This is a genomic window from Alistipes sp. ZOR0009, assembly GCF_000798815.1.
In the GTDB taxonomy this organism is placed as follows: domain Bacteria; phylum Bacteroidota; class Bacteroidia; order Bacteroidales; family ZOR0009; genus Acetobacteroides.
The window spans coordinates 73,131-97,971 of sequence record NZ_JTLD01000110.1 but is presented as its reverse complement, the minus strand read 5'-3'; the positions used below and the strand labels follow the sequence as shown (position 1 = coordinate 97,971).

At 44.3% G+C, this 24,841-nt stretch carries 22 protein-coding genes; 12 read left to right on the top strand and 10 right to left on the bottom strand.

The features are described 5' to 3' along the window. Positions 1–3: 3 nt before the first annotated feature. Both L990_RS16980 and L990_RS16975 read left to right on the top strand, forming a co-directional pair. A complete protein-coding gene (locus L990_RS16980; protein WP_047451901.1) occupies positions 4–363 on the top strand; it encodes a toxin in 360 nt (119 codons plus the stop codon). Continuing rightward, the gene (locus L990_RS16975; RefSeq protein ID WP_047451898.1) at positions 360–1,364 is read left to right on the top strand and encodes a type II toxin-antitoxin system antitoxin SocA domain-containing protein; all 1,005 of its coding nucleotides are present in this window, start codon (positions 360–362) and stop codon (positions 1,362–1,364) included. Before L990_RS16980 ends, L990_RS16975 begins: the two co-directional genes overlap by 4 nt. Positions 1,365–1,424: 60 nt before the next feature. On the opposite strand, the gene L990_RS16970 is transcribed toward L990_RS16975, so the two are convergent. The 9 genes from L990_RS16970 to L990_RS16930 form a co-directional block, all read right to left on the bottom strand. After that, complete coding sequence (locus L990_RS16970; protein ID WP_052181112.1) at positions 1,425–1,979, bottom strand: hypothetical protein; 555 nt, start codon at positions 1,977–1,979, stop codon at positions 1,425–1,427. Further along, entirely contained in the window at positions 1,957–2,706 is a 750-nt protein-coding gene (locus L990_RS16965) for an ImmA/IrrE family metallo-endopeptidase (protein WP_047451896.1), read from the bottom strand. The genes L990_RS16970 and L990_RS16965 overlap by 23 nt, the downstream gene beginning before the upstream one ends. Further along, complete coding sequence (locus tag L990_RS16960) at positions 2,699–3,043, bottom strand: helix-turn-helix domain-containing protein (protein WP_047451894.1); 345 nt, start codon at positions 3,041–3,043, stop codon at positions 2,699–2,701. The genes L990_RS16965 and L990_RS16960 overlap by 8 nt, the downstream gene beginning before the upstream one ends. Before the next feature lie 376 nt (positions 3,044–3,419). After that, positions 3,420–3,848 carry a hypothetical protein gene (locus L990_RS16955; RefSeq protein WP_047451892.1) on the bottom strand — a complete coding sequence of 143 codons (429 nt, stop codon included), beginning with the start codon at positions 3,846–3,848 and terminating at the stop codon, positions 3,420–3,422. Positions 3,849–3,850: 2 nt separating this feature from the next. Next, on the bottom strand, positions 3,851–4,279 hold the full coding sequence (locus L990_RS19485; RefSeq protein WP_052181111.1) for a helix-turn-helix domain-containing protein: 429 nt from the start codon (positions 4,277–4,279) through the stop codon (positions 3,851–3,853). Positions 4,280–4,285: 6 nt separating this feature from the next. Beyond that, complete coding sequence (locus L990_RS16945; RefSeq protein WP_047451889.1) at positions 4,286–4,675, bottom strand: hypothetical protein; 390 nt, start codon at positions 4,673–4,675, stop codon at positions 4,286–4,288. Positions 4,676–4,906: 231 nt separating this feature from the next. Then, positions 4,907–6,079 (bottom strand): restriction endonuclease subunit S, encoded by a 1,173-nt coding sequence (locus tag L990_RS16940; RefSeq protein ID WP_052181110.1) that lies wholly within the window; start codon positions 6,077–6,079, stop codon positions 4,907–4,909. Next, positions 6,079–7,605, bottom strand: coding sequence for a class I SAM-dependent DNA methyltransferase (locus tag L990_RS16935; protein WP_047451885.1), 1,527 nt, complete (start codon positions 7,603–7,605; stop codon positions 6,079–6,081). The genes L990_RS16940 and L990_RS16935 overlap by 1 nt, the downstream gene beginning before the upstream one ends. 69 nt (positions 7,606–7,674) lie before the next feature. Continuing rightward, a complete protein-coding gene (locus tag L990_RS16930) occupies positions 7,675–8,682 on the bottom strand; it encodes a helix-turn-helix transcriptional regulator (RefSeq protein WP_047451882.1) in 1,008 nt (335 codons plus the stop codon). Between the two features lie 840 nt (positions 8,683–9,522). Here L990_RS16930 and L990_RS16925 point away from each other — a divergent pair. The 6 genes from L990_RS16925 to L990_RS19480 all read left to right on the top strand — a co-directional run bounded on the left by L990_RS16925 (position 9,523) and on the right by L990_RS19480 (position 16,028). Beyond that, positions 9,523–10,143 (top strand): hypothetical protein, encoded by a 621-nt coding sequence (locus L990_RS16925; protein WP_047451879.1) that lies wholly within the window; start codon positions 9,523–9,525, stop codon positions 10,141–10,143. A 198-nt stretch (positions 10,144–10,341) separates the two neighbouring features. Beyond that, positions 10,342–10,677, top strand: a complete 336-nt coding sequence (locus L990_RS16920; protein ID WP_047451876.1) for an HIRAN domain-containing protein — start codon at positions 10,342–10,344, stop codon at positions 10,675–10,677. Positions 10,678–10,712: 35 nt separating this feature from the next. Continuing rightward, positions 10,713–10,919: a hypothetical protein gene (locus L990_RS16915; protein WP_047451874.1), complete on the top strand. Its 207-nt coding sequence runs from the start codon at positions 10,713–10,715 to the stop codon at positions 10,917–10,919. A 955-nt stretch (positions 10,920–11,874) separates the two neighbouring features. Continuing rightward, on the top strand, positions 11,875–13,911 hold the full coding sequence (locus L990_RS16910) for a Piwi domain-containing protein (protein WP_047451873.1): 2,037 nt from the start codon (positions 11,875–11,877) through the stop codon (positions 13,909–13,911). A gap of 13 nt (positions 13,912–13,924) precedes the next feature. Next, on the top strand, positions 13,925–14,791 hold the full coding sequence (locus tag L990_RS16905) for a helix-turn-helix domain-containing protein (protein WP_047451871.1): 867 nt from the start codon (positions 13,925–13,927) through the stop codon (positions 14,789–14,791). 604 nt (positions 14,792–15,395) lie between these two features. Continuing rightward, positions 15,396–16,028, top strand: a complete 633-nt coding sequence (locus L990_RS19480; protein ID WP_052181109.1) for a DUF6266 family protein — start codon at positions 15,396–15,398, stop codon at positions 16,026–16,028. Between the two features lie 171 nt (positions 16,029–16,199). Here L990_RS19480 and L990_RS16895 read toward each other — a convergent pair whose 3' ends face one another. Beyond that, entirely contained in the window at positions 16,200–19,430 is a 3,231-nt protein-coding gene (locus tag L990_RS16895; protein WP_047451963.1) for an FAD-dependent oxidoreductase, read from the bottom strand. 309 nt (positions 19,431–19,739) lie between these two features. On the opposite strand from L990_RS16895, the gene L990_RS16890 reads away from it, so the two are divergent. The 4 genes from L990_RS16890 (at position 19,740) to L990_RS16875 (ending at position 24,702) form a co-directional block, all read left to right on the top strand. Next, the gene (locus L990_RS16890) at positions 19,740–20,633 is read left to right on the top strand and encodes a PASTA domain-containing protein (RefSeq protein ID WP_047451869.1); all 894 of its coding nucleotides are present in this window, start codon (positions 19,740–19,742) and stop codon (positions 20,631–20,633) included. Between the two features lie 19 nt (positions 20,634–20,652). Beyond that, the gene (locus L990_RS16885; RefSeq protein WP_047451865.1) at positions 20,653–21,729 is read left to right on the top strand and encodes an RluA family pseudouridine synthase; all 1,077 of its coding nucleotides are present in this window, start codon (positions 20,653–20,655) and stop codon (positions 21,727–21,729) included. A gap of 180 nt (positions 21,730–21,909) precedes the next feature. Beyond that, entirely contained in the window at positions 21,910–22,896 is a 987-nt protein-coding gene (locus tag L990_RS16880; protein WP_047451864.1) for a D-alanine--D-alanine ligase, read from the top strand. Positions 22,897–23,049: 153 nt separating this feature from the next. After that, complete coding sequence (locus tag L990_RS16875) at positions 23,050–24,702, top strand: S8 family peptidase (RefSeq protein WP_047451863.1); 1,653 nt, start codon at positions 23,050–23,052, stop codon at positions 24,700–24,702. Positions 24,703–24,841: the final 139 nt, after the last annotated feature.

Below are 24,841 nucleotides of genomic sequence, written 5' to 3'. Positions count from 1 at the left end.
CCAATGACAACCAAGCAAGATGTAGAAGCTTTCTTGAAGGAGTTAGGTGTTAAGATAGCAGTTTTCGATATTCTATTTTTAGATGGACGTGGAAAGAATCAGCAAGCCTTACTAGATTTAGAAATATCCCCTAACTGTAGAAAAGAAACAGTGCTTGCACTGAATATTGAAGATTACACGACAGGCCCACTGGAAGAAAAAATGCTAGGGTTACCTCCGATGTGGGTTTTTGGGAAAAGCGTAAAAGGCAAAGAAATTTATATCAAAATAAGCATGGGAGTGCCAAACAGTAATGTGATTTGCATATCATTTCACGTAGCAGAGCATCCGATGACATATCCATTTAAAATGCAAAAGCCATGAAGAGCCCATTTACAGGAAAAGAAATGCCTATAGTTAAGGAATGGAGGACTCTTACTTTTAGAAAGGAAGAATTTAGGATACTGGCCCATTTTTACAAGTGTGAGGATACAGGCGAGCAGCTAGAAGATGGCATTTTGGCAGAATTAAACTACAACCAGGCAGTTAACCAATATAGGGAGAAGTATAATATACCCTTCCCGGAACAAATATCCGCAGTGAGAGAAAAGTATGATGTTTCGGCATCAAAAATGTCGGATATTCTAGGCTTTGGAGCTAACGTTTACCGCCAGTATGAGGCGGGAGAGGTTCCCAACCAGTCGAATGCAAAGCTGATTCAGCTAGTGGAGAATCCTCACGAATTTAGGAAACTAGTTAATCTATGTAGTACGTTAGAGCAAAAAATAAAGGACAAGATAAACCAACGAGTAGAGGTTCTGCTTGACAATGATAAAACGCATAAGCACCAAAGGCAACTTGAAAGGTATTTTTTGGAAGCTTGTGCCCCTAGCTCGTATACTGGCTATAAAGTGCCCGATCTACGAAAGTTTACCGAGATGGTGGTATTCTTTAGCGAAAGGCTGGAACCATGGAAAACGAAGCTTAATAAACTGCTTTTTTATGCTGATTTTGAGATGTATCGGAAGAGTGGCTTCTCAATAAGTGGCGTACAGTATAGAGCAATTCCAATGGGACCAGTACCAAACAACTACGACAGTATATTTGAGTATCTTACCAAGAATCAGGAAGTATATATAAACTATAAATATTTTACGGATGGTGGAACTGGAGAGCAGTTTACTCTAACTAAAAACAGGCAGTTTAAAAACGAACTTTTTACCCAAGTAGAGCTAGCAGTACTCGAAAGTGTCGCCAGTAGGTTTAAGGAGGTTACGACTCAAGATATTATTGAAATTAGCCACCGAGAGAAAGCGTGGCTTGACAATCAGGACGAGCGTAAGCTGATAAGCTACCAGTATGGGTTTGAACTGAACGAGGCCTAACGGGGAGTCAAAACTTGCGTAGTAGAAGTTTGAAGTTTACCTTAATTTGATTTTTTAAAACTAACCTAAAAGGGAGGAAATATTTCTACCGGTGTATTGGGCAATGGTTTTACAAGGAAAAATGGCTGGGGGATTTTTTGCTAGATTAGCTTGTATAAATGCATCGCACCTTTTAGCGTCGAATAAGCCAATTTGTAAAGCCTGGTAAAGAAAGTCGAATGTGGTAAGGTATATTACTTCGTGCATTTTGCAGTAATTATCGATATCCTTTAGGTTACTACTAGCAATTATGTTTTCGGTGTACCTCGCATAGGCCAAACAGGCACTTTCGCCATCACCTTTGAACATTTTGTTCTTAATATATAGATATTCTTTTCTTACTTGAGGATTGTCTTCAGGGAAGTCTATTGGCTCGATAACCTTCAGGTTAATAATATTATCAACCTCTTTTTTACGCCTAGTAAATCGATTTAGCTCATTAAGAACTTGTGGTAAAATTTTAATGGGATAGGGAAATATTTTATTGATGTAGAGTATTTCACCAGCCTCAATAAAATGGGAGACAACATCGGCATCAATGACGATAATTCGGTTACTCTTCTGGTCGGCAGCCATTATCCTCTAATTCTTGTATGTTTATACCTATATCTTCGAGCAGCGTAAAATAATGGCTTTCTGATATTTTACCACCATCAAAAAGGTCGCGGGCAATTATTCCGTAGTCACCAATCACAAGGTTGTCGTTGCCAGAATTATAGAGGTCGGTTTGGTAACCATAAGATAACGCCCCATGTATTATTCTAGTGCTATATTGATTGTAGAATGAAGTGTCGATATGGCCCAACTCTTTAAGCCGGTATAGGAGAGCGCTTCGCGATGAAGAAAAGTAGTTTTCTATACTTAAAATTGTTTTAAGCGTAATCCTATTTTTAGGCATTTCATGGTCGGGAATAAGCTTTTGAATGCCAGCAGTTGGAAGCAGTAAGCGAGAAGCAAATAGGTCGGCATTATACTCCTCTTTGTCTCCTTTAGGATCAAATTTACCTGCGGCACTCGTGCTGTAAACAAAGTTCTCCTGAAAGAATAGGTGGTATAGCTCATGGCAAATGGTGAAGTGCTGCTTGCCAATAGAGTGGTCGCTATTAATAAGAATGAATCGCTTATAACTACCTGGGGTACCCGTTCGTATCGCCATGCCCGAAAAACCGGAACTCAACTTACGGTAAACCGTTAAGATTTGGTTGCTCTGAAGGATGCTCTTAATACGGATCGGTTCTGTTAGACTCAACCCGTTGGCTTGACGGAATGAGTTGGCGTTTTTTTCCTGTAGCTCCTTACTCATTTTGAACCGCTTGTTTCATGTTTAGATAGTTTCTGACAATTTTTTTGAACTCAAGAATCACGGACAAATCTTCAACCTCAAGCTCGTCGGCACGAAATGCTAAGGCTGTAGTAGCCTGTTGCATGTCTATGCTTTCTTCATAAAAATCGTACTCATCGATACCATACAAAAGAGCTAACTTTTCGAGGGATTCGGAAGGAATGGTAGATTCGCCAGACTCGTATCTTGAAACAATAGTGTGAGAAACACCAAGCGTTTGACCTATAAAGTCTTGGCTGTAGCCAAATTTATCACGTAAGACTTTTAAATTTTTAGAGACAACAGCATTGTTAGACATGGATGGTAGTATTGGTTTATTGGCAACGTGATGTTGCAAATTTATTGTAAAAATTATAATAACAACAAATCTGCAATAGTAAATGTTGATAAAAAGAAGAAAATTATCGGAAACATCTAGCCTGAGTTCTACCCAAAGGAAGGGAGAGCAATATGTGAAAGGTTTGAGATATGCGATGGATATGCAAGCCTCAAAAGGAGTTTTTGGTTGAGGCGATTTCTTTATTATCGAGCGGGGGCCCGCTTGATGAGATGGATGAACTAGAAATTCCCCATAAAAAGTAAGTATTACGCTATGCTCGTATCGCGAAATCCCCAATAGCACAAAGCAAAAAGCAGAGGCCGGTAACCTCTGCTTTTGTATTTTATGGTGGCAACTACTGCTGCTTAATACCGAACAGGTCTGCGGCTAATTCGGCCGGGTTTACTATTGGTAGGTAGTAGTCGGAAAACTTGGTGCCTAAGCTATTCTTTGCCAGGAGAGCCCTCGTATGCGAGATCGAAAGGCTAAGCATGGTAACAAGAAGCCCGTCGGGCAACAGAAGGTCTCCATTGTCATCCTTGCCCAGCTGGTCGAATGAGGGAACAAGAAATACGTTGCTTGTTTTTATTTTTAGAAAGTTTTGCTCGCCATTGTAGAGGTATTTAACCGTTAAAACAAGATCTAGCATTTTCAATTCGGCATTAACATTTAGGTTTACCTCAAAGTTAATGGAAATGGCATCGGGCGAGCTTACAGCAATGCTCTCGTCTACTAAGAACTCGATGTCTTTTATTTTGCTGATTCCTATCTCAAATGTATCCATGCTTAAGCGGCTTTATCTTTTTTTTCTTCTTCGGTTACTTTGGCAAATACGGAGTAGGCAATGGAGATATTACTATTGACAGCTGCCGCAGATTGAACTGTAGCGCTTGTGGCTCTTTTGTCGATTATAGCGTTGTAGGGTATTTCAACCTTTGCGTTGTACTCTTGTATAACTGATTCAATTGATTTAAATTCAACTACCGGAGCTTTGTCGATAAACAACGACAGCTCTATAAGCTTGCGCAGCGAGCAGTTGAAGTCGCCATTAAGTATTTGGGTGATGTATCCTTTGGAGACCTTCATCTCTTCGGCTAGCTTTGTACGGGAAATATTGTTAGCTTCCATATATTCGGCAAGCTGCCTGTAAATTTCGTTTTGAATAGTTTCGAACCAGTATTCCGGTGTTTTTATAAGTTCTTCCCTTGTTTTCATAGCTGGTTACTTTTTGTTTTCTAAATATCTTTTCTTTACCTCTCTGAAGTGCTTAATATCCTTTTTTTGGCTGGTCTTTTTCCCCGCACAGACAATCACCCTACCATTAGGAACGTCGTGAAGTAGGTAGACCCTAAGGTGCTTAGTTTTTACTTCATACTCCTTTACCTTTTCCTTTTCTGGGGTAATGTCCTTAAATTTAGTATCCGGAAGCGATTTTAGCTCGGCCATCTCCTGTAGGCGAACCTGTATGGTGGTTAGCTCGGAGAGGTAGGAGCCTTCCGCCTCAACCTCCCTTTCGAAGCTGTCGTACTCGCACTCTCCATCTACCGTGAGCTTGAATACTTCGAGACGGCCAACAATTTCTTCTATTTTATGTAACGCAAATGTATTCATTTTGTTTAGTTATAACTAAACTTGTTGGTGTTTTAACATTGCCTTTTGTTTAACAAATATAAAAATAAAGTTGTTTGTGCTTTGAGTATAGGTTTTTTAGAGAAATATTTTTTTAACGGGAGTAAGTTAAACCCGTTTGATTTTAGTATTACTACGCTCGTATCACGAAATGCCCAATAGCACAAAGCAAAAAGCAGAGGCCTCTAACCTCTGCTTTTGTATTTTATGGCGCTACACGGCCTGCTCGGCGGGCTGTGGCTCGGGTACCAGCTCGCCCTTAAAGGCCTTTTGCAGTAGGGCGTTAAAGAGGTTCTCGCTTTCGGCTAGGCTCTGCCTGGCCAGCTCCTTCTGCTGCTCTATAAGCGCTATCTTTTTGGCAAACTGGTTTTGGAGGTCTATTGGAGGAGTTGGAATTTGTAATTCTCTTAAAAATTTGAGATTAATATTTTTTTGTGCTGCAGCCGGTGCTAACTCTTCAATAGAGCCCTGAAGTATTGATAAAAGGAAATAAATATATTCATTCACTGTTTTATCGTTAGGTATAAATCCTACAACGCTATCGGGGAAGCATGCTTCAAAAGACAAAATACTACATTTAGCAATATTTGCTGCAATAGTAATGCATAAAGTGCCCTTAGGCCATTTCTTGCTTTGGGCAAGTCCAATGTCTGAATAGGTAGATTTATAATTCTTTATATATAAAGGAGCATTGGCAATATCCCCAGTTTGAATCAATGGATGTGAACCTCCCAAAAGTTCAGGTGCATTTCGGGGTCTATGTTTTGACTTTCCCCTATCTAAACTACCAAGTTTTTCAAATTCAATCAGTTCCCAGTTTTTCGAATTTTTGAAAGGGTCTCCAAACATCTCCAAGAAGAGGGACTGGGCGAGCTCGTCGTAGCTGTCGACAATTTGCTGGGTTTTGCGGCGTAGAGCATCGGCGGCATCGAGGATGTCGGCAATGTGCTTTTGGGTGGCTAATGGGGGGAGGGGGATTTCGAGGTTTTTGATATGTTCTAATTTAATTCCTTTGACAGTCGCTCCACTCGCTAGACTATTTAAGCACTCTTCTTTTGACTTGAAAAAATAAAATAAGTATTTGTAAAATACTTTATCTGAACAAATTATTGCTTTTAAATCTTGATTTATTGCCAAATCTACTAAATTAATAGAAACCTTCCCAACGGCCATTCTAGTTCCTATAATTATTGACCCTTTAGGAATAATTTGAGTTGCACTATTTGATACTGCTTCTAGTGAAATTGAATCAATAGTTTTCTCGATATAATCACTACGCAAATCTTTTACACTAGCCCAAGGTATGCTCCCGTTCCAATAATGAGATATTAATTTGCTAGGAGTGCCACCTCCAATGATTGTAATTATTTTATTTAACTTAATCATTATTCTATACTATTTATTGAAAGCATTTTTAATAAATTATTCCTTTCATTATCTAGTTGTTGTATTCTTGAGAGAATACTGCTAGGCGACTCATACTTCACCTCCTCATACACAATCTCCTTGTACTTATTGATGGAGAGATCCCAATCGTTGGCCTTAATTTCGGCGAAGGGTACCTGAAAGCTCTGCTCGGTACGGGCGCGGCTATCGGTGGCGCGGTGTGGGTAGCGGGCAAGGATGTCGGGGATGTTGAAGCTGGCGTGCAGCTTCGCCTTCTCCTCGGCGCTGAGCGTATTGGGAACGGCAAAGGTGTTGAAGATATCCTCGTCCACCAGCAGGTTGCGCTTATCGTCGAGGCTTTTACCGTCGGCCTGCATGTCGTAGAACCACACCTTGTCGGTACCTCCTGTTCCGGTTTTGGTAAAGATGAGGATGGCGGTGCTTACACCAGCGTAGGGCTTAAACACGCCGCTTGGCATGGAGATAACGGCCTCGAGCTTGTTGTTGGCAACAATCTCCTCGCGCAGGCTCTTATGAGCCTTGCCGCTACCAAAGAGCACGCCATCGGGGACAATAACAGCGCAGCGGCCACCAGCCTTTAGCTGGCGCAGCATGAGCGCCAGAAACAGCAGCTCGGTTTTGGAGGTGTCGGTAACGTTCTTAAGCCCTACGGCAATGCTATCCTTATCGATGGTACCCTTAAATGGAGGGTTGGCCAGAATAAGGGTGTAAGCATCGGCAACGGTGTTGTCCTTGCTAACGGCATCCACATCCATAATGTGCGGCTCGCCAACTCCGTGGAGGTATAGGTTCATCGATGCAATGCGGAGCATGGTGGCATCGAACTCCATCCCGTTAAACATCTTTTTGGAGATGTGCTCGGCCTTGCTGTCGATATCGGTAACCGAGTTGTTATGGTCGATGTACTCCTTGGCAGCAACCAGAAAACCAGCAGTTCCACAGGCCGGATCGCAGATGGTATCCGCGAGGGTAGGCTTCGTAAGCTCTACCATCATTTTGATGATATGGCGAGGGGTGCGGAACTGGCCAGCAGTGCCACCACCCTCGAGTTTGGAGAGCAGGTACTCGTAGATATCTCCCTTGGTATCCTGGTTGGTCATGTCGATGCCCTCGAGCTTCTCCATCACGGTGTCGAGCACCTGTGGCTTGGAGATGCCAAACGAGGCGTTGCGCATGTGGGTGCTAAAGAGGCTCTTCTCCTCGCCTAGGTTGCGGATAAACGGGAAGATGCCATCTACGGTATTGGCAAATATATTGTGACGGGCATTCACCTCCATCTCCTTAAGGTTTTTCCAACGGAAGTTCTGCTGGTCGGGACCAAAAATTGGGGTGTACTTAAAGCCACGCTTGGCCTTACGCTCGTTTAGGTTCTCCTTCTCGTCGAGGTCTTTGATAAAGATGAGGTAGGTAAGCTGCTCAACGATGGTTATGGTGTTGGTGATTCCTCCCGTCCAGAAGGTATTCCATATTTGGTCTATTTGCGATTTAAGCTCTCCAGTAATCATGGTAGAAGTCTTGATTTATGATTTGGTAAAGATAGTCGATGTCTGTGCAGTTGACGTGCACAGCTAATTTTAATTATACCTTTTTGCAAGTCGTTCTATTTTCTCTTTTAGCGGAGCTCTCAGGCTGGCAGGCTCCACAACTTCAATCCTATCGGAGTGCGAAAATATAACCGCCTCGAACTCGTAGTTTGGTATGAGCTTTAGCTCCACAATGGTATCCGCATCACCCATCTGTCGTATTTTTTGGGAGCCATGTATGGGCTTTGTTTTGATATACGGTAGAAGCGAGTTGTCAACTCGAAGCACTATTTTTTCAGGTTTCCCATCGGCAGGAACAGATACTCCAATTACATCGTCGAAGTATTCGTCAAAGTCGTAGCTGTTGTTTTCCTTATATGTGATTTTGGCCTCTTCAATAGAGGTAATTCTGTCAAGCGCAATATTGGTAATACGATCTAGCTCATCGTTAAGGCCAAGCAAGAACCACCTGTTGTTATACTGTTTCAGAAAGTAGGGATGAATGGTATGTATCAGCGGTGTTGTCCTCGAAAAGGGTTGATAGTTAATCGTAAGCGGTATTTTATTAATGATATAGCCGAAAAGAATGCTGATGTAATCGGTGCCTCTTAGGTAAGGATTCTCCTCGAATGAAATGGCCACCTGCTGCGACTTGAGCTTAAAGGTATGCTCTAAGCGAGCGATAATCTCGTCAATCCAGTTGAATTGAGGTAGGCCCTTAAAGCGGGAAAGTGTTACTAGCGACTCTTTCAGCTGGTAGGCCTCCTGCTCATTAAGCGGTTGGCTGTTAATGGAGAATTGGGTATCCGAATAGCGGTAGTAGGTTTTTTTGCCATCGCGATAGGATTCTATTGGAGCCTCGTAGCCCCTCGAATCCTTCATGAATTTTATGTCTTCAAAAACTTGCCGCCGCTTTACTCCGCTGGATTGGCTGTCTACATCCAGCAAGGCTTCATTGCAAGCCTCAATTAAATCTTCGATAAAGTATTTGCGGCCAGTATTACGAAAGCATTTGTCCAGTGCTTGATAGCGGATGGTGGCATTTTTATTGGTTGACATCTTAGTTAGAAAATATATTTAGGTGGTAATTGCTGTAAATGTAGCCAAATTATGGTTCTATAACGAAATCGGTGGATGTGCCTATAGGGATTTCGCGTTTAAAACAGCAGAAGTTAGACGAAGTTACAGGAAGTTACAAGGGGTTAAATGAATAGCTTGCGCCAGCCTTAGAACCCGGCTTCCTCGATTATAATATGGAAAAAATGGTGCTTAAGCTCATCTTTTTAACTTCGTACATCTCCAGCGATCCCCGCTTAATTTCTACCCAGCTAACGTTGAAGGTTAAAAGCGAAATACATGGAGATGCCTACCATTAATATCTATCGCAAAAGAATCGTTCGACGATGTTTTTGGCTTTATGGTGGGGTGGATGGGTGTAGGGTAGATCATTAAAATGGCTAGATCACCTTCTCGTTCATTCTTCGGGAGGCCGTAGGCATCGAAGGTTTATAGTACGCCCGAAGAGCGAGAAGTAAGGAGATATCATTTCCTATAAACCTTTAATTCCCACTAGTTTTTTTTATATAATTAAGTAGCTGCTGCCTTTGTCTGCGTATGCCCTTTTGCCTCCTCAAAAAGAGGAGCAGAGAAGCATGTACATCGCATTTCTACCTTGCACGTCGCAGCCCTGCGCGCGTTTGTCTCAAAACAACTAATTGGAGATTCTGATTTCCTGCTTTTCTTAGCATTGATTGCAGTTTCTTCTTTTTTGTAAAAGGTAACAATTTGATTTTGTTATAGGTGTGTGTTTGTTGCTAAATCTACAGCTACCTGTGCATGTTGGCTGCACAGTTGGTTGTCAGCTTTGTACCGTGCAAGTAAAACTTAAAACGTAATGGTATGAAGCGCTGTTTTTTTATAGCTGCTATGGCTCTATCTCTAGGCTCTTGTGGCTTTGGTCCTGCAGTTTCGTATAAGGTCGGGTTGTCGAATGTTGAGGCTCCAGCCGACGCTAAAAGGCAGTATGGCCAGACAAAGATTGTAAGCCTCGAAAAGGAGGGTAAAACTAACTATAGGTACGAAGACGACTACCTAGATGTCACCTGGTACGTTGGCCGTACTCAGCTTGCTTTTGGGCTAAAAAATAAGTCGGGGCACTCTATAAAAATACCTTGGGACGATGTGGTTTACATTAACGTCAATGGGCAGTCGGGTAGAGTAATGCATAGCGGGGTGAAGTATATTGATAGAAATAGCTCTCAGCCTGCAAGTGTGGTTCCTAAAGGTGCTAGCCTAAATGATGTAATAATTCCAACGGATAATATCTACTATGTAAGCGGGAAGTATGGTGGCTGGAGAGAGCTGGATCTCTTCAATTTTAAGATCGATCTCAGCAACTTTGATATCTCTAAGCAAGCGGTTGTTGGTCAAAGTATAAGGATACTTCTACCTGTTGTAATGGAGGATGTTAAAAATGAGTATGTGTTTGAGTTTAAAATTCAGGATGTCTTAAAACAGTAACACTCACAGCCTTTCGTAGAGCGTCATTTCTTATTGTTCTTTTAAAATAACTGAAGCAAATCGGCATCCTGTATGGTATCACGAGGCTTACGCCAGCGATATTTAATGGCCAATTAAAGGATTTTTGATTGGTTTTCGTGATACGTGTGTCGTGTATCGTGATTCCATGGGTGCTGAGTGCTATAACTAATTGTTCGTATGGAAAGATTACACTTTGCCAACTTTCATTTGGCCGGATTTACCTACTGGGATGGAGCGTTAGTATTCGATTTGCTAAAGGTAGGAGCAAAGCTCAGCTTGGAGAGGGAACCAAATAACAGGTACGATGCAAAGGCGGTTGCCATCTACTTTAATGGGCATAAAATAGGTTATGTGCCTAGAACCGACAACCGAGAAATTTCGAAGCTATGCGAGATGGGCTACAGCCATATTTTTGATGTTCGTATTAATAGGGTTAGCCCAGAGGAGCACCCGGAAAATCAGGTTGGTGTTATTGTACACCTGCTACCGATTAAGGTAGATGGCGACGAGTAGATGTTGAGAATTACCAATCATTAAACTGATAAGCTATGGATTATTACTATGTAAACAAGGTGGCACAAGCTACCGGCGAGCACGAGGTTCATAAGAGTGGATGTGCTTGGATGCCAAACTCAGAAAACCGAATGGGGTTAGGCTACTTTTCGGGCTGTGCCGATGCGCTAAAAAAGGCCCGCGAATACTACTCTAACGTAGATGGGTGCAAGCATTGCTGCCCTGCATGCCATAAGAGGTAGTAAATGTTTGTAAGGGATTAGCGGTATCAGCTAATTCCGTTTTATTTAGTATAACGCATTATATGACAGTGATTTCTCTTTTAAGACCGCGCGATTACCGTCAAGAGACGCATACAATGCGTCTCTACCCTGCTACGCCCATAAAACGATGGTAGAGACGCGATGCTCGCGTCTCAAAGCAAATTCATGAAATGCTTTTTACCCAATAGCTGTCGTCAAATCTTCTATCAAAAAGGACAGGATGGTAAAAGCGAAATCCCTGATTATATGAGATTTAAGAGTTTGCTTAGTGCTGAATTCTTATAGCATGATAGTTGGTTTTAATAAGTTATCTAACATGACTATATCGTAGATGTCTAATAGTCGAACGTCGTCCGATTAGCGTTAGGCCACTCCTCGGATAAGGGGGAGTGAATGTTTTTTTGCTTTGCCTAATTGAACTCTCTAATATTCGAAGCAACTCAACATCTCTGTATGGTATTACGAAGCACGTACCAAGAGCTGAAAGTCGGCGAGACCAACCGAAGCGCAGCGAGCTCAACGGAGTTAATCACGAGGCCTACGCCAGCTATATTTGATGGCAATTAAACGATTTTTGTTCGGTTTTCGTGATACGTGTGTCGTGTGTCGCGTATTGTAATTCCAAGGGTGCTGAGCCGTTACTGATATTCACATAGCATCATTCAGGCTGCCTGTAGGCTAACGTATGCCTTTGGATAGATAGCCGTAGCCGTACAAGGGGTACTTTGAATCCTTAATTTGCATTTGATAGTCTGAGGCATGCTTTCCACACACACACTTACCCCTCGCAAACCGCATTTATTGGTGCTTTTGATATACTCCTAGCATGTTTTACAATATTTTCTTGCACAATGCTGAAAATATTACCTATTTTTCTTTGTGCATACAAAATCATCAGTTAACTTTATAGAGTTTTAACACAATGTTTTAGCGAATGGCAAAGCTAGTTTTAAATATTCTACCTTTTATGCCAAAGGAAGCTGCGGCTATTTTCTACTTTTCTGTGACTCCTGTAAAGGGTGCTGTCACCTTGCATCTCTCTTCGTTATCCGAGGGGGTAAAATCGAAGTTGAATACCGACAGATGTGTAGATGGTAAGCTCTATACCCGTTTCGATGTGGAGTTCGAGAATGCCACTCCGGTGTTGGTTACCTTTGCCGACGATTTCTCGCTCTACCGTACCTACCTAAACATCCGTATAAAGGATTACTTTAGGGGTGTGGATGGAGTGGTTGTCGGTAGCTCGTTTGTCGACGATGTGGAGATTTGGATTCCTGCTGTCGATGAGAATACCGACACCTCGAAGGCCTACCGCCGTTTTAATCTTAAAATATTCACCAACGATAGGCGTAGCGCCCCCTTACTCAACGTTTCGTACAGAGGTATCTCCTGTATCTTTAAGCATAGCGTTAGCGAGCTGCTCGATCGGGGTGCCGACTCCGAGCTGTTTACCCAAGTGGTGTACAATGGTCGGCTTTTTCGCTATTCGAACATGCCGGATGTGGTAGCTGATAACCTCGACCTGGTTTACCCTAAGCTAGGAGGCTCGCTGTGTGCCTCTCTGGGCGTTCGCTTTGCTCGTAGACCTATTGTTAACCGTTACAAGCACTACCACACCATACTTAACTGCTTTAAAAGGGAGTATCTAGATACCGATGGCTTCCTGGCTATCATTCCCCATAGCGGGCAATGGTTCGATGCTACAGAGAATGGGTTAGTTAGCAAAATAGACAATGTAGGGGGAGCTTACAGGTTTGGTGGTGGTGGGGTGCATACCGATTTTCACAGGGGGATGGCCACCTATGGGCCTTATGTTAGGGTTCCCAACAATCACGTAAAGCTGTTTATTATTTACAGCGAAGCCGATAGGGATAGGGTCATGAAGTTGCACAACGAGCTTAAGGGCGATTCGGCTAACTCGCTAAAGAAGTATGCTCGTATTCTGGCATCCTACTCAAAGGAGCATAACATTATTATTACCGACGATACCAACCCGCTTCCCGATGTCGAGAAGGCTTTAAGCGCTATGGTGCTGAGCCCTAATACCAGCTACTTTGCTATTTACATATCGCCAATCTCTAAGGTTACCGCTAACCCCGTGGCCAAAAACGTCTATTTTCAGATTAAGCAGCAGCTGCTTCAGCGGGGTATCGTATCGCAAGTGCTGGAGCGGGAGAAGATGGATAGCAGCGCTTTTTGCTACTTTATTCCCAACATTCAGGTAGCCATGCTGGCTAAGCTAGGGGCTATTCCTTGGACGCTGGCTGTTCCCGATAGTCAGGAGCTGGTGGTGGGGATAGGCGCTTTTAAGCAGCAGGGGCGGATGGTGCGCTATATCGGTAGCACCTGTAGCTTTGCTGGCGATGGCCATTTTAGGGGCTATAAAGCCTTTCCCGAGACTAGCATTAGGCTGCTGGCTGGTAGCATTCAGCGTGCTATCGTGGAGTTTTGCGAAAAGCATGGCAAGCCAAAGCGTCTTGTCATCCATTTCTATAAGGATATGAGCAACCGCGAGCTGCAGCCCATAGAGGAGGTGCTCGACAAAATGGAGCTAAAAATTCCGGTTGTTATACTAAAGATAAATAGGACCGAGAGCAGCGACTTTATTGGCTTCGACGAGTCGGTGGAGTCGCTGATGCCAGTATGCGGTACGGTTGTGTCGCTTCGTAATAGCTCCTACCTGCTGTTTAACACCCCTCGCTTCGATGCTGGCACCATGGCGGTAAAGGGAAACCCTTTTCCCCTTAGGATTACGCTTAAGGCCAACCAGCCCGGACTAATTGATAGGCCTGATAGGGTTAACATGCTGCTACAACAGGTGTACAACTTTAGCGGGATGTACTGGAAGTCGATTAGTAGGCAGAATATGCCCGTAACCATTCTTTACCCAAGCCTTTTGGCCGATTTCTACATGCATTTCAATAGCAGCTTGCTTCCCGAGGCGGTGGGCGATAAGCCTTGGTTTCTCTAATAGGTGCTGTAGTATGACGCTTTCCGTTTTTCGCGATTTTCTGTTTGGACCGCTCCGCCCACTGGTGGTGTGCGCCAATTCGGCAGCGATTACCCCCTCCGAGATGCTCAACCTTTCGCTACGTCAGTGCCACACACCCCGTAGCTACTTTGCTGCGCTTTCGCTGCTCTGCAGGCAGCGGGCGGTTGATCTTTCGGCAGATATGCTACATTTTATAGCTCAGATGGATGGCCTGCACGATAGCGAAGCCCTTCATCCAGGAACTTGCTGGGCCGTATCGATGCCCTACCTGTCGCCTAACGATGAGTTTTACGCGCAGCTCTTTCTTAACTTCTCGAAGGGATACCATGCGCTGCTCTCCAAAATGGTTGGCAAAGCCCATTCTCCCGAGCTGGTGCATCTTTACCTCTACGAATTCTACAACGAGGCAAATAGCCTTTTCGACACGCTTAACGGCGATAGCAACCAGCAAAATTTCCCGTTTACATCAGCTGCAGCTTACGCCTTGGTTAACCTCTACAACGAGGTGACTCGTATTCATAACCCCGCAAATATGCAGTGTGTGGAGTGCTTTCGTACAGCAGAAATGCTCATTAACGCCATCTCTCCAACTCTCTACACCCAACACCCTGGTGGCGATATGCTAATTCCTTGCTTAAGGGGCTATCTCGATTCATGTTGTGCAGAGGAGGCTCCCTCTTCGGCCAGTCCTACCGACGAATATGTTGGTCTGACGAAAACTTTAAAAATTCTTGGAATTTCGCGTACTACCCTCTACAACTACATTAAAAGCGGTAAACTTCCCAAGTACGACCGAAACGGCAAACCCTGCTTTAAGTGCAGCGACATCCAAAGGCTTAAAGAGACAAATCGCGTTTAACCTAGATTTTACATCTTGTTAAGCAGCACCTACATCAGCGCACGTTCGGCGGTCGGCTGTGCCGCCGTCGGGCTATGTGGCGCAAGCTTTGCCTGCATGTTAGATGTTTTGTAGCCAAGGCCTCTGGCCGTATTGCCAGCTAGCAGGTGTCAATTATCGGTTGCTTTCCTTTTTATTTCAACACCTCCTCTAGCTATATCTTTTCTTTTAATCGCCATTTTCTTCTGTTCAGCTTTGTACAGATGTTGCTCACAACTGTATGTAGGTGTACAAACTTGTTAAACTTCAGGATATTCCTTGCTTTGTGCCTCTATACTTGTATCGACATCGCGCTGGGAATGCGTGGTAAAGCTATGGGCGCTGTTGCCTCCGAGTAGCCAGGTGTTCGAAACAACAAGGACACACCTTTCGTACAGCAAGCCTACACGTAGCCAAGCCATGGAGGAACCGATACGATTGATGGAGGGATGGTAACAAATGTTGGGAGATTGATAACAAGCGCTCACAACTTCTGCACAGCACTCCACATCACGGCTTAGGAACCTTCAGTACCACCGTTCGAGACGATGTAGTTTTTATTGTTAACCCATTAAAATTTAAAGTTATGGGTAAGATAATTCAAGGAATCCTTGGTGGATTCATCGGTAAGGTAGGTACTGTTGTTGGTTCAGTTCGCGATGGTAAGGCGTATATGCGCTCTGCCGGGTATCGTAGTGGTAAAAAAGCAACAGAAGGTCAGCTTAATCAGCGCCGTAAGTTTGGTGTTTTAAAGCGTTTGATTTCACCGTTAACACCGGTTTTTGCTATTGGGTTTCGAAATCTTTGCAACGGGAGTAAACCTCAGAATGTTGCATTTGGGATACTTTATAGCAGTGGGGTGGTAGGCGAGGCTCCCGATTTTGTGGTAGATTATAGTAAGCTAGTTGTAAGTGATGGTAGCTTAATTTCGTTTAATAACTTGCAGGTTAGCGTGGTGTCGCGTACCATTAAGGCGGTTTGGAGCGATAACTCCGACGTTGATGGGCTCGATCCCGACGATCAGGTTTACATGGTGGTGCTACTGCACGAGGTGGATTTGGTTTACATTATTGGAGGTGATGTTGTTCGTTCGAGTGGCTCCATTTCCTACACCGTTCACGAGTTGCTACCAGCGCAAAAGGCGCATGTTTACCTCTTTATGGCAGCTGCAGCAAGCACCAAGGTGAGCAAGTCTGCTCATTTTGAGGTTAGCTTGTAGCTTGGTTGCTCGGAGGTAAAAAAGGAGAGAGGCTGTCTTAAAAAGCGGTATCAAGCATCCGGATATCCGTATCACTACAGGTTAAACCACGTTGCTGTACGCTGTGGCTTCATTTCGTGATACTTGATTCTTGTATCTTGATACTTTTAAGACAGCCTCTCTTTCTGTTTGCTATTTAAAAGCGGTTTCTAGTAGCCCATCACCTTTTATCGATAGCCTATCGAAGTAGGCGGGTGTTGGCTTTCCTGTAATCTTATCTACATACAGCCTAGCAAGCTCTAGTCCAAGCATAAATCCTTGCCCTCTGAGCCCAACTAAAAGCCCTGCTTCTGTATCGATATACATACGAGGTTCGGTATAGTAGCCTGCCCAGAATGCTTGGAATCCGATGTTCGAAAGGTTTGGAATCCATTCCGTAAACACTTCAGACACAATTTCGATAAACTCCTTAGAGTTGACGGCCAGATTTCTACCTGCTTCCTGAGGGTCGGTCATTGGCGATGCGCAGCCTATGATTTGTCCCGTTTCGGCCAGCTGCTGTCCGTAAACCGCCACAAATCCTTTATACTTACGGCGATCTATAAGCATGCCTAGCGGCGTATTGTTTGCGCCCAGCCAGGGTAGCCTTCGGGTGATAAAGGCTTGATGCTTTACGGGATACATGCCCAACTGGTAGCCCAGCTGCTTGGCAAATCGGTCGGCATCTCCGCCAAGAGAGTTTACAAATACCTCCGTGCGATACTCCGTATACTCCTTTTTGTGGTTGCGTACCAGCGCTACAAACTCTTTCCCATCCTTATGGATGCTTATCAGCTCGCTGTCCTCCTCTATGGTTCCTCCATGGTGTATCCCTAGGTCGCGAATTAGGTCTACCGTTTTTCCGGGAGTGGCCTGCCAGCAGTCGCGGGTGATAAGGGCTCCTTTGTAAAGGTTCAGATTTGGGTTTATTAGCGACGATATTTCGGTGGCAAAATCTTTTGGATCTACCATGTAGGCGTTAGACCAAGCCATTGATGCCTCCAATGCTTGGTAGGTCTTGTCGTCGTGCGCAAAGTTTACGTAGTTTATCGGGCGGTAATCAATGTTCGAAACCTTGTGCAGCTGCCTAAAGAGGTCGTGGCTTCGGCCTGCTATCTCTGCAATTTCGGGGATACTAAAGGCAGGGCGTCCTCCTGCTATATTTCTCCACGACGAGCCTCTGCCGAAGTTTAGCAGCGTTGGTTTCATGCCCGCCTTTGCCATATGGAAGAATAGGGAGCTTCCGGCTATTCCTCCGCCTGCAATTAGCGATGTAACTTTAACCTTGCGCGTTGGGGTGGCGTTGATATCCGCAATTATTTTCTCGCTTCTGCCGTTAGGCTTTACTTCTCCAAGGGTAATTTGGTTCGAAAGGGGACCTCTAGGGTTAGAGTCGCCTACGATTTCAATCCCGAGTGGGGCTAAGGCAACCTTTAGGCGCTTCATGCAGCGCTTTCCTCGGCAAGGGCCCATCCCTAGGCGGGTGGTATGCTTAATCTCATCTGCCGAAATAAACTTTCTTTTTCCAATAACCTTCAGCACTTCGTCCAGCGGTACATCGTCGCAGTGGCACAGGTAGGTTTCTGTCTCTATGTTTGCGGGTGCATCCTTTAGGACTACAGGCTCAGGGAATTTTTCTTTTGGAATGAATCCTCTGATTTCGGTAATGTCGCTAGTGGTAGTGCTTCCTATTTTTACCCTAGCCATGTTGGTTTTGTTGGACTTGGTCATCACCCTTTCGATGACACCTTCGCCTAGCGTTTGTCCGTTATTGTCAACAAGGTATACCTCTTTTCCCTCCTCTACGAAGAATTCGATAGGAAGGAATAGCTGGTTATTTTTTAGGTTGTATCCAAATATAGCTAGGCCAGGGCATTGCGTTACGCACTGCATGCAGCCGGTACATTTGGTGTAGTCGATGGTTGGAGTGGTGTTGGTCGAGTTCTTGGTGATGGCGTTTTGTGGACAGGCAAAGCTGCAGGGGTTGCATGCGAAGCCGTAAAGGCAGTCGGCGATAACGAATGGTTTTTCGAGTCGCTCTCCGCTTGGCCTTAAAGGTTCGTTGAGCAGCTTTACGGGATGCTGTTGAGATTCGATATACTCTTTTGATACGGCGAGATAGTCGGTGTAGGATGTTTTAATCCCTATCTCCTGCATTATTTCGTAGGCAACCTGCTGTCCGCGGAGAACCGCGCTTGTTCCTTCACCAATGCGTATGGCATCGCCAGCACCGTAGCAGTGGCGTCCAAACACCTCATCTCCTTTAATTAGAAGGTGGTTGTCGGGGAATAGCCCCGTACAGATGTTTATGGCATCAATCCCATCAATATATTTTTCGGTTCCCGGGATGGGGGAGAAGTTTTTGCATTCGGCAATTACGGCGCCAACAATACCGTTGTGCTCCTTATTGGGAACAGCCTTAACAAGGATGTGCGAAAGCATTATAGGAATTCCCAGTCGGCGAACCCTATTGGCCTGCACCGGAAATCCACCTTCGTTGGGTGCTGCCTCCACTATTGCTTTCACGTTGGCACCAGCCTGCATCAGCTGGTACGAGGTTAGGTAGCCAATATTTCCTGCTCCGATGGTAAGCACATTTTTGCCCAAAAGCGTAAACTCCTGGTTCATCATCTTCTGAACTACCGCAGCGGTATATACTCCCGGAAGATCGTCGTTTTCGAATGCGGGCATAAATGGTACTGCTCCAGTTGCAACTACCAGGTAATCCGCGTCAACGTAGTAAATCTCATCCGTGGCAATATTCTTTACGGCAATACGCTTCCCTTCTAGTATATCCCATACGGTGCTGTCTAGCAATATCCCGTCGGCATTCTCACCTGCAAGGGTTTGGGCGATGTCAAATCCGCGCATACCTCCAAACTTCTTCTCCTTTTCAAAAAAGAAGAACTGGTGTGTTTGCATGTTGAATTGCCCGCCAATCTTGCTGTTGTTGTCGAGAACTAGGTTCGGAATGTTGTTTTTTAAAAGTAGCTCGCGGGTTGCCAAACCTGCGGGTCCAGCACCTATTATCGCTACAGAGGTTCTGTATACCTTCTCCTCCTTCTGTTGGGCGTTTAACTTCGAGTCGGGGATGTAGTCGTGGGGAATTTCCTTTACCTCCTTTACGCTATCAACAAGAGTTATGCAGATACGCTTTGCAATACCATCAACCAGCATTTCGCAAGCACCACACTTGCCAATGCCGCATTCTAGGCTTCTTTCTCTGTTGTCGATGCTGTGGCTATGGACGGGGAATCCTGCCCGGTGTAGAGCCGTTGCAATGGTTAATCCTTTCTCCCCTGCAACGGGTTTCCCGTTGAATATAAACTCGACCGCTTCACCCCTGGGTACTTCCAGTATCGGGTGAATATCAACTTTATACATAATGCTATTCTTTTTTAGTTCGTAGTAGTATTTTTCCAATTCAGTTTGCCAATTTATATAAATTTAACTCAGATTATCCCCCGGAGGGGGTGTGTGAATAAATTTAGAATGATTATTTATAAGTTAGTTGCAAGTTGTTGTACATAATTCTAGTTTGCCAATGTTTTCTTAGTAGTGTTAATTCTTTCTTCGCTTTTTCTTCAACATTTTTTGTGAGCCGATCGGTGCTATTCACAATTTTATAGGCAGATCGTAATGCAGATAATTATATCTTTGTTTGAATTTTATTAGCGCTTTAAATCAGTGAGTATGGATTTTGATAAAATCGCAAAAACAATACGAGTAAAGGCTAAACGTGCATGGGGTAACGTTTATAGTCGTCAGCTTATCATCGCTTTCGGAGTAGTTGTTCTTAGCTGGTTGGTAATTTCAGTTTTTCTGAATGTTATAACCCTGCATGGTATTAGCCAGCCTGTACCCGAGTTTAGAGGAATGATGATTGACGAGGCTACCGCTTCTGCCGATGACGCCAATCTCGAAATTCAAATTGCCGATTCTATTTATATTCCTGGACGAAAGGCTGGGATGATTATAGATCAAAATCCAGAACCTGGCGTACAGGTTAAGCGAGGTCGTAAAATCTTTGTAACCATAATTACCCGCACGCCAAAGCTTAGCAAGGTGCCTAACGTGGTTGGATTCTCGTTGCGTCAGGCTAAGGCTATTCTCGAATCGCAAGGTTTTGCGGTGGGTAAGCTTACCTACGTGAGCGATATTGCAACCAACAACGTGCTCGAGCAGCGCTACCACGGTCGTACGCTTTATACAGGTACTAAAATTCCTGTTAGCACGGCTATCGAGCTGGTGGTTGGCCTTGCTGGTGGCGAAATGACCGAAGCGCCTAACGTGGTGGGCCAAACGTTCGACCATGCTCGATCGGCCATCGTAGAGTCTTACCTCAATGTGGGCGAGGCGGTTTACGACGAGACTGTTCGTAACTCGATCGACTCCATTCAGGCTAAGGTGTACTACCAAAATCCATCATACCGTTCAAAATTGCTGTTTGGTCGCAAGGTGAATATCTTTCTTTCGAAGGATCCTCACAAGAGACCGCTTTCGTGGATGATGGTTTCTCCAAATGGAGCCGATACGGTTGCTACTGATACAGCCGATACCGCATCGGCCGCTAACACAGGTTTCTAAAATTATTACTGATAAATTGATGAAGGACGAATACGAAGACCCGGACTTGTTGAACGAAAACGAAGAGGAAGAGGAGGACGAGCAGTCGGGCCTGTACGAGCACTTCAACTTTTCTGTCGACAAGGGGCAGGGGATGCTCCGTATCGATAAGTGGCTTACCAACCGCATGGAGAAGGTCTCGCGCAACCGCATACAGAGTGCGGCAGATGCGGGCAACATTCTTGTTAACGGGAAGTCTGTAAAATCGAACTATAAGGTAAAACCGCAGGATGTTATCTCCATTGTGCTACCCTATCCTCGTAGGGAGCTAGAGATAATTCCCGAAAATATACCGCTTAACATCCTGTTCGAGGACGAGGATGTGATTGTCCTTAACAAGGAGGCGGGCATGGTGGTGCATCCTGGCCACGGAAACTATACGGGTACGCTGGTAAATGCGCTTACTTACCATCTAAAGGATGTGCCCCTTTTTCAAACAGGCGATATGCGAGCAGGACTGGTACACCGAATTGATAAGAATACTTCTGGTATTTTGGTGATTGCCAAAAACGAGTTTGCGCATGCCTACATTGCCAAGCAATTCTTCGATCATACCACCAAGCGTGTTTATAACGCGTTGGTTTGGGGTAATATGGAAGAGGAGGAGGGGACTATTGTGGGGAATGTTGCCCGTAGCACCAAAGATCGGCTTAAAATGGCCGTTTATCCCGAGGGCGATCAGGGGAAGCATGCCGTTACCCACTATAAGGTACTCGAACGCTTAGGCTACGTAAACCTCATCGAGTGCCGTCTCGAAACGGGGCGTACGCATCAGATTCGAGTCCATATGGAGTTTATGAAGCATCCGCTCTTTAACGACGAGCGTTACGGTGGCGATCAAATTCTGAAGGGGACAACGTTTAGCAAGTACAAGCAGTTTGTAAATAACTGCTTCGAAATCTGCCCTCGTCATGCGCTTCATGCTCGTTCGTTGGGTTTTGTGCATCCACGAACCAAGCAGGAAATGTACTTCGAGAGCGAGCTGCCATCCGATATGCAGCAGCTCCTAGAGCGCTGGCGTACCTATGTTGCTAGCCGCGAGATAGAGGAGGAGTAGTTTTTGTGATATGAGATGTGAGATATGCGATTTGAGATATGAGATGTGTGATATGAGATATGAATGTGAGACACTTCTACTCATTACTCAATACTCAATACCCATTACTCATTACTCTGTACTCAGTACCCAATACTCTGTACTCAATAAAAAAACTGAATTGGAATAATATCAACCGATATGAGTAAAAAAAACATTGCCATTTTAGCGGGAGGCGACTCTTCGGAGGCCGTTATCTCCTTTAAGAGCGCCCAACAGCTGGCCGATGTTATCGACCGCAGCTTGTACAACCCTTACACCATATTCATAAAGGGTGCCGAGTGGACTGTAAAGCAGGATGGAGTTCAGGATATCAGCATCGATAAGAATGATTTCTCGTTTCAGCAAAACGGGCAGAAGGTTACCTTCGATTGTGCGCTGATGGTTATTCATGGAACCCCTGGTGAGAATGGTATTCTCCCAGCCTATTTCGACCTAATTCGCCTTCCATATACAGGATGCCGCACCTTTACCTCGGCGCTTACCTTCGATAAGTATGCCACCAAAAAGTACCTCGAGGATGAGGGCGTGGATATGGCTCGTGGCTATATGTTCCGTAAGGGACAGCAAATAGACACCCAGGCGCTGGTTGAGGAGCTAGGTTTACCTATGTTTGTTAAGCCCAATGCTAGCGGTAGCAGCTTTGGCGTTACTAAGGTTAAGGGTGCCGACCAGCTGCAGGCTGCCATCGATACTGCCTTTACCGAGGGCGACAGCATCCTGATCGAGGAGTGCATTACGGGTATCGAGTTGGGCAACGGCCTTATTAAGACGCCAAGCAAGGCGCTTGTATTTCCGGTTACAGAGATTGTTCCTAAGAAGGAGTTTTTTGACTATGAGGCAAAGTACACCTCAGGCATGTCGGAGGAAATCACTCCTGCCCGCATCTCTGAGGAGGTTACCGAGCGTGTTCAGGAACTTTCTTCGCACATCTACGACGTGCTTGGCTGTCGCGGTATTGTGCGTGTAGACTACATCTACAGCAACGATAAGCTCTACTTTATCGAGATTAACACCATTCCAGGGATGAGCCCCGCTAGCATAGTGCCTAAGCAGGTTGAGGCAATGGGCCTTCAGCTGCGCGACGTGCTAACACTCGAAATTGAAGACGCTATTGCTCGATTTTAATTTAAGATCTAAAATATAGTAAAGAGGCTGCCTTTTAAAGCAGCCTCTTTTTTTACACCCTTTCTGAACGGCTATTATTTATTAAAAGAAAGGATGTGACTTGTAACCTTTGTGGTGCTCGGTCGTCTATTGTTTAAATTCTTGCAAAAAAATATGAAAAAGGCTAAGATGTTAATATTATTCAGTCTTCTTATGGGGAGTCTATTTGGTCAGTTGGTAGAGTATCCTGTTCCTTCCTCGAATTTTACTGCCAACTTTTGTAACTTTCCTTTGGCATGGGAGGCATGCAGAGGGAGATCTGTTCCTATCACCGTTGTTTCTAAGTCTCTAAACAGGCAGGACTCTATGCTATTATGTCAGCTTGTTCCAAAGGGGTGTTTTCAAACCTTGAAACTATCTCAGTTTATAGGTGATGCGAAATCTGTTAAACCAGGAGTAACTCTTTTGCTAGAGGAACCAACACCAACTTCTTACAAAGGCTTGTTAAGATGTATTAGCCAGCAGATTAGTATGGGGAATGTAGTTGTTGTGCCAGCTCTCTTTAAGGAGATGAATTCGGCTCACGGCTCTAAAGCATGGAGAATGTTTTTGGAACGGGCTTCTGCATTAGGTGCTGTTATTGTTGGAGCACATGGTCCTAGTATGGTTATCGGTGATTTAGATTTTATACGACAGTTTCCTATCGATTTGTTTGCCTATGTTGACATCGAAGACGAGGGATATCCCAACGCTAATGTTAGGCTAAAAGGAAGACTGGAGAGCTGTGCTCTTCCTGTTGCAGCAGGACTTGCTCTTTATAAAGGGAGTCACCCTATGCTGTCTTCTAAGCAACTTAAAAGTGAGTTGAGGAGGTATTCTAAAAAGGCAATATGGGGAGATGTTAAATTGACGAATGGAAATGACGTTTTGCACTTTTCTATAATCAAGCCAACCGATAGTTCTTTTAACGTAGAAGTTGCTAAGCATTCAAATGTTAATGCGAAACTCAATAGTAAATTTTATGGACGGTACTTTGATGCAGGCTTGTTCGTTGCTCATCATTCATATAAGCCTAACGAATGGTCCTATGGCGTACTTCAACTCGATTCACTTCGTCTTATAGGAACAGGGAAAGGGATCAAGGTGGCGATTCTCGATCATTTATTTAGTTGTGCAGATACTGCTATTACTAAGCATTACGTTAATCCAGGTTCCGTTTTTCCATCTGTGCGCTATGACCAAGGGAATGAGGGGCACGGTACATGGATGGCGCGGAAATTGCTGGATGTAGCTCCTGAAGTAAGCATTATTCCCATTCGTATTACGGATACAAACTATATGGCAAGTTGTGTAGGCTATGTTAAGGGAATTGACTATGCATTAAATCAAGGAGCAAATATTATTAGTTTAAGTCATCAACCTGTAGATCCTTCCGAACAGGCCATGCTCGATAGTGCTATTGATCGAGCTTCTTTAATGAATGTTTGTTTTGTGTATATCCACTATTCTGGCTCTCGTAACGATGTTGTAAAAACAACTCCAATAGAGTTTGTGACAGAAAAAACGAGTACTTCTTCTATTAATGTTATAGGGACAGGTTTTAATGATGAGAATGAGTTCCCATTTACCTGGGGCTTTTCTCAAACGGCTCCTATTGTTGCTGGAGTTATCGCATTGATTAAGGAGAAAAGTCCGTCTTTAAGTAATGAACAGATTCTTCATATACTTCGCCAATCTTATAAAATAGGGACGGATGGAGTTCGTTATCTTGATGCGAAAAACGCAATTAGGCGTGTATCTCAGGAGGCAGGTTATGGGGGAAAATAGGAGAGAGGAACTCGCTAAAACCTCTTTTCTCAAATTAATCGCATTACTTTAGATGTCACGATTTTCTAAATTTGGCGAATAACGAATAAATATATTTTTCAGCCGCTAGTATATGCATGCAGCATTGGCAAAAACTAGG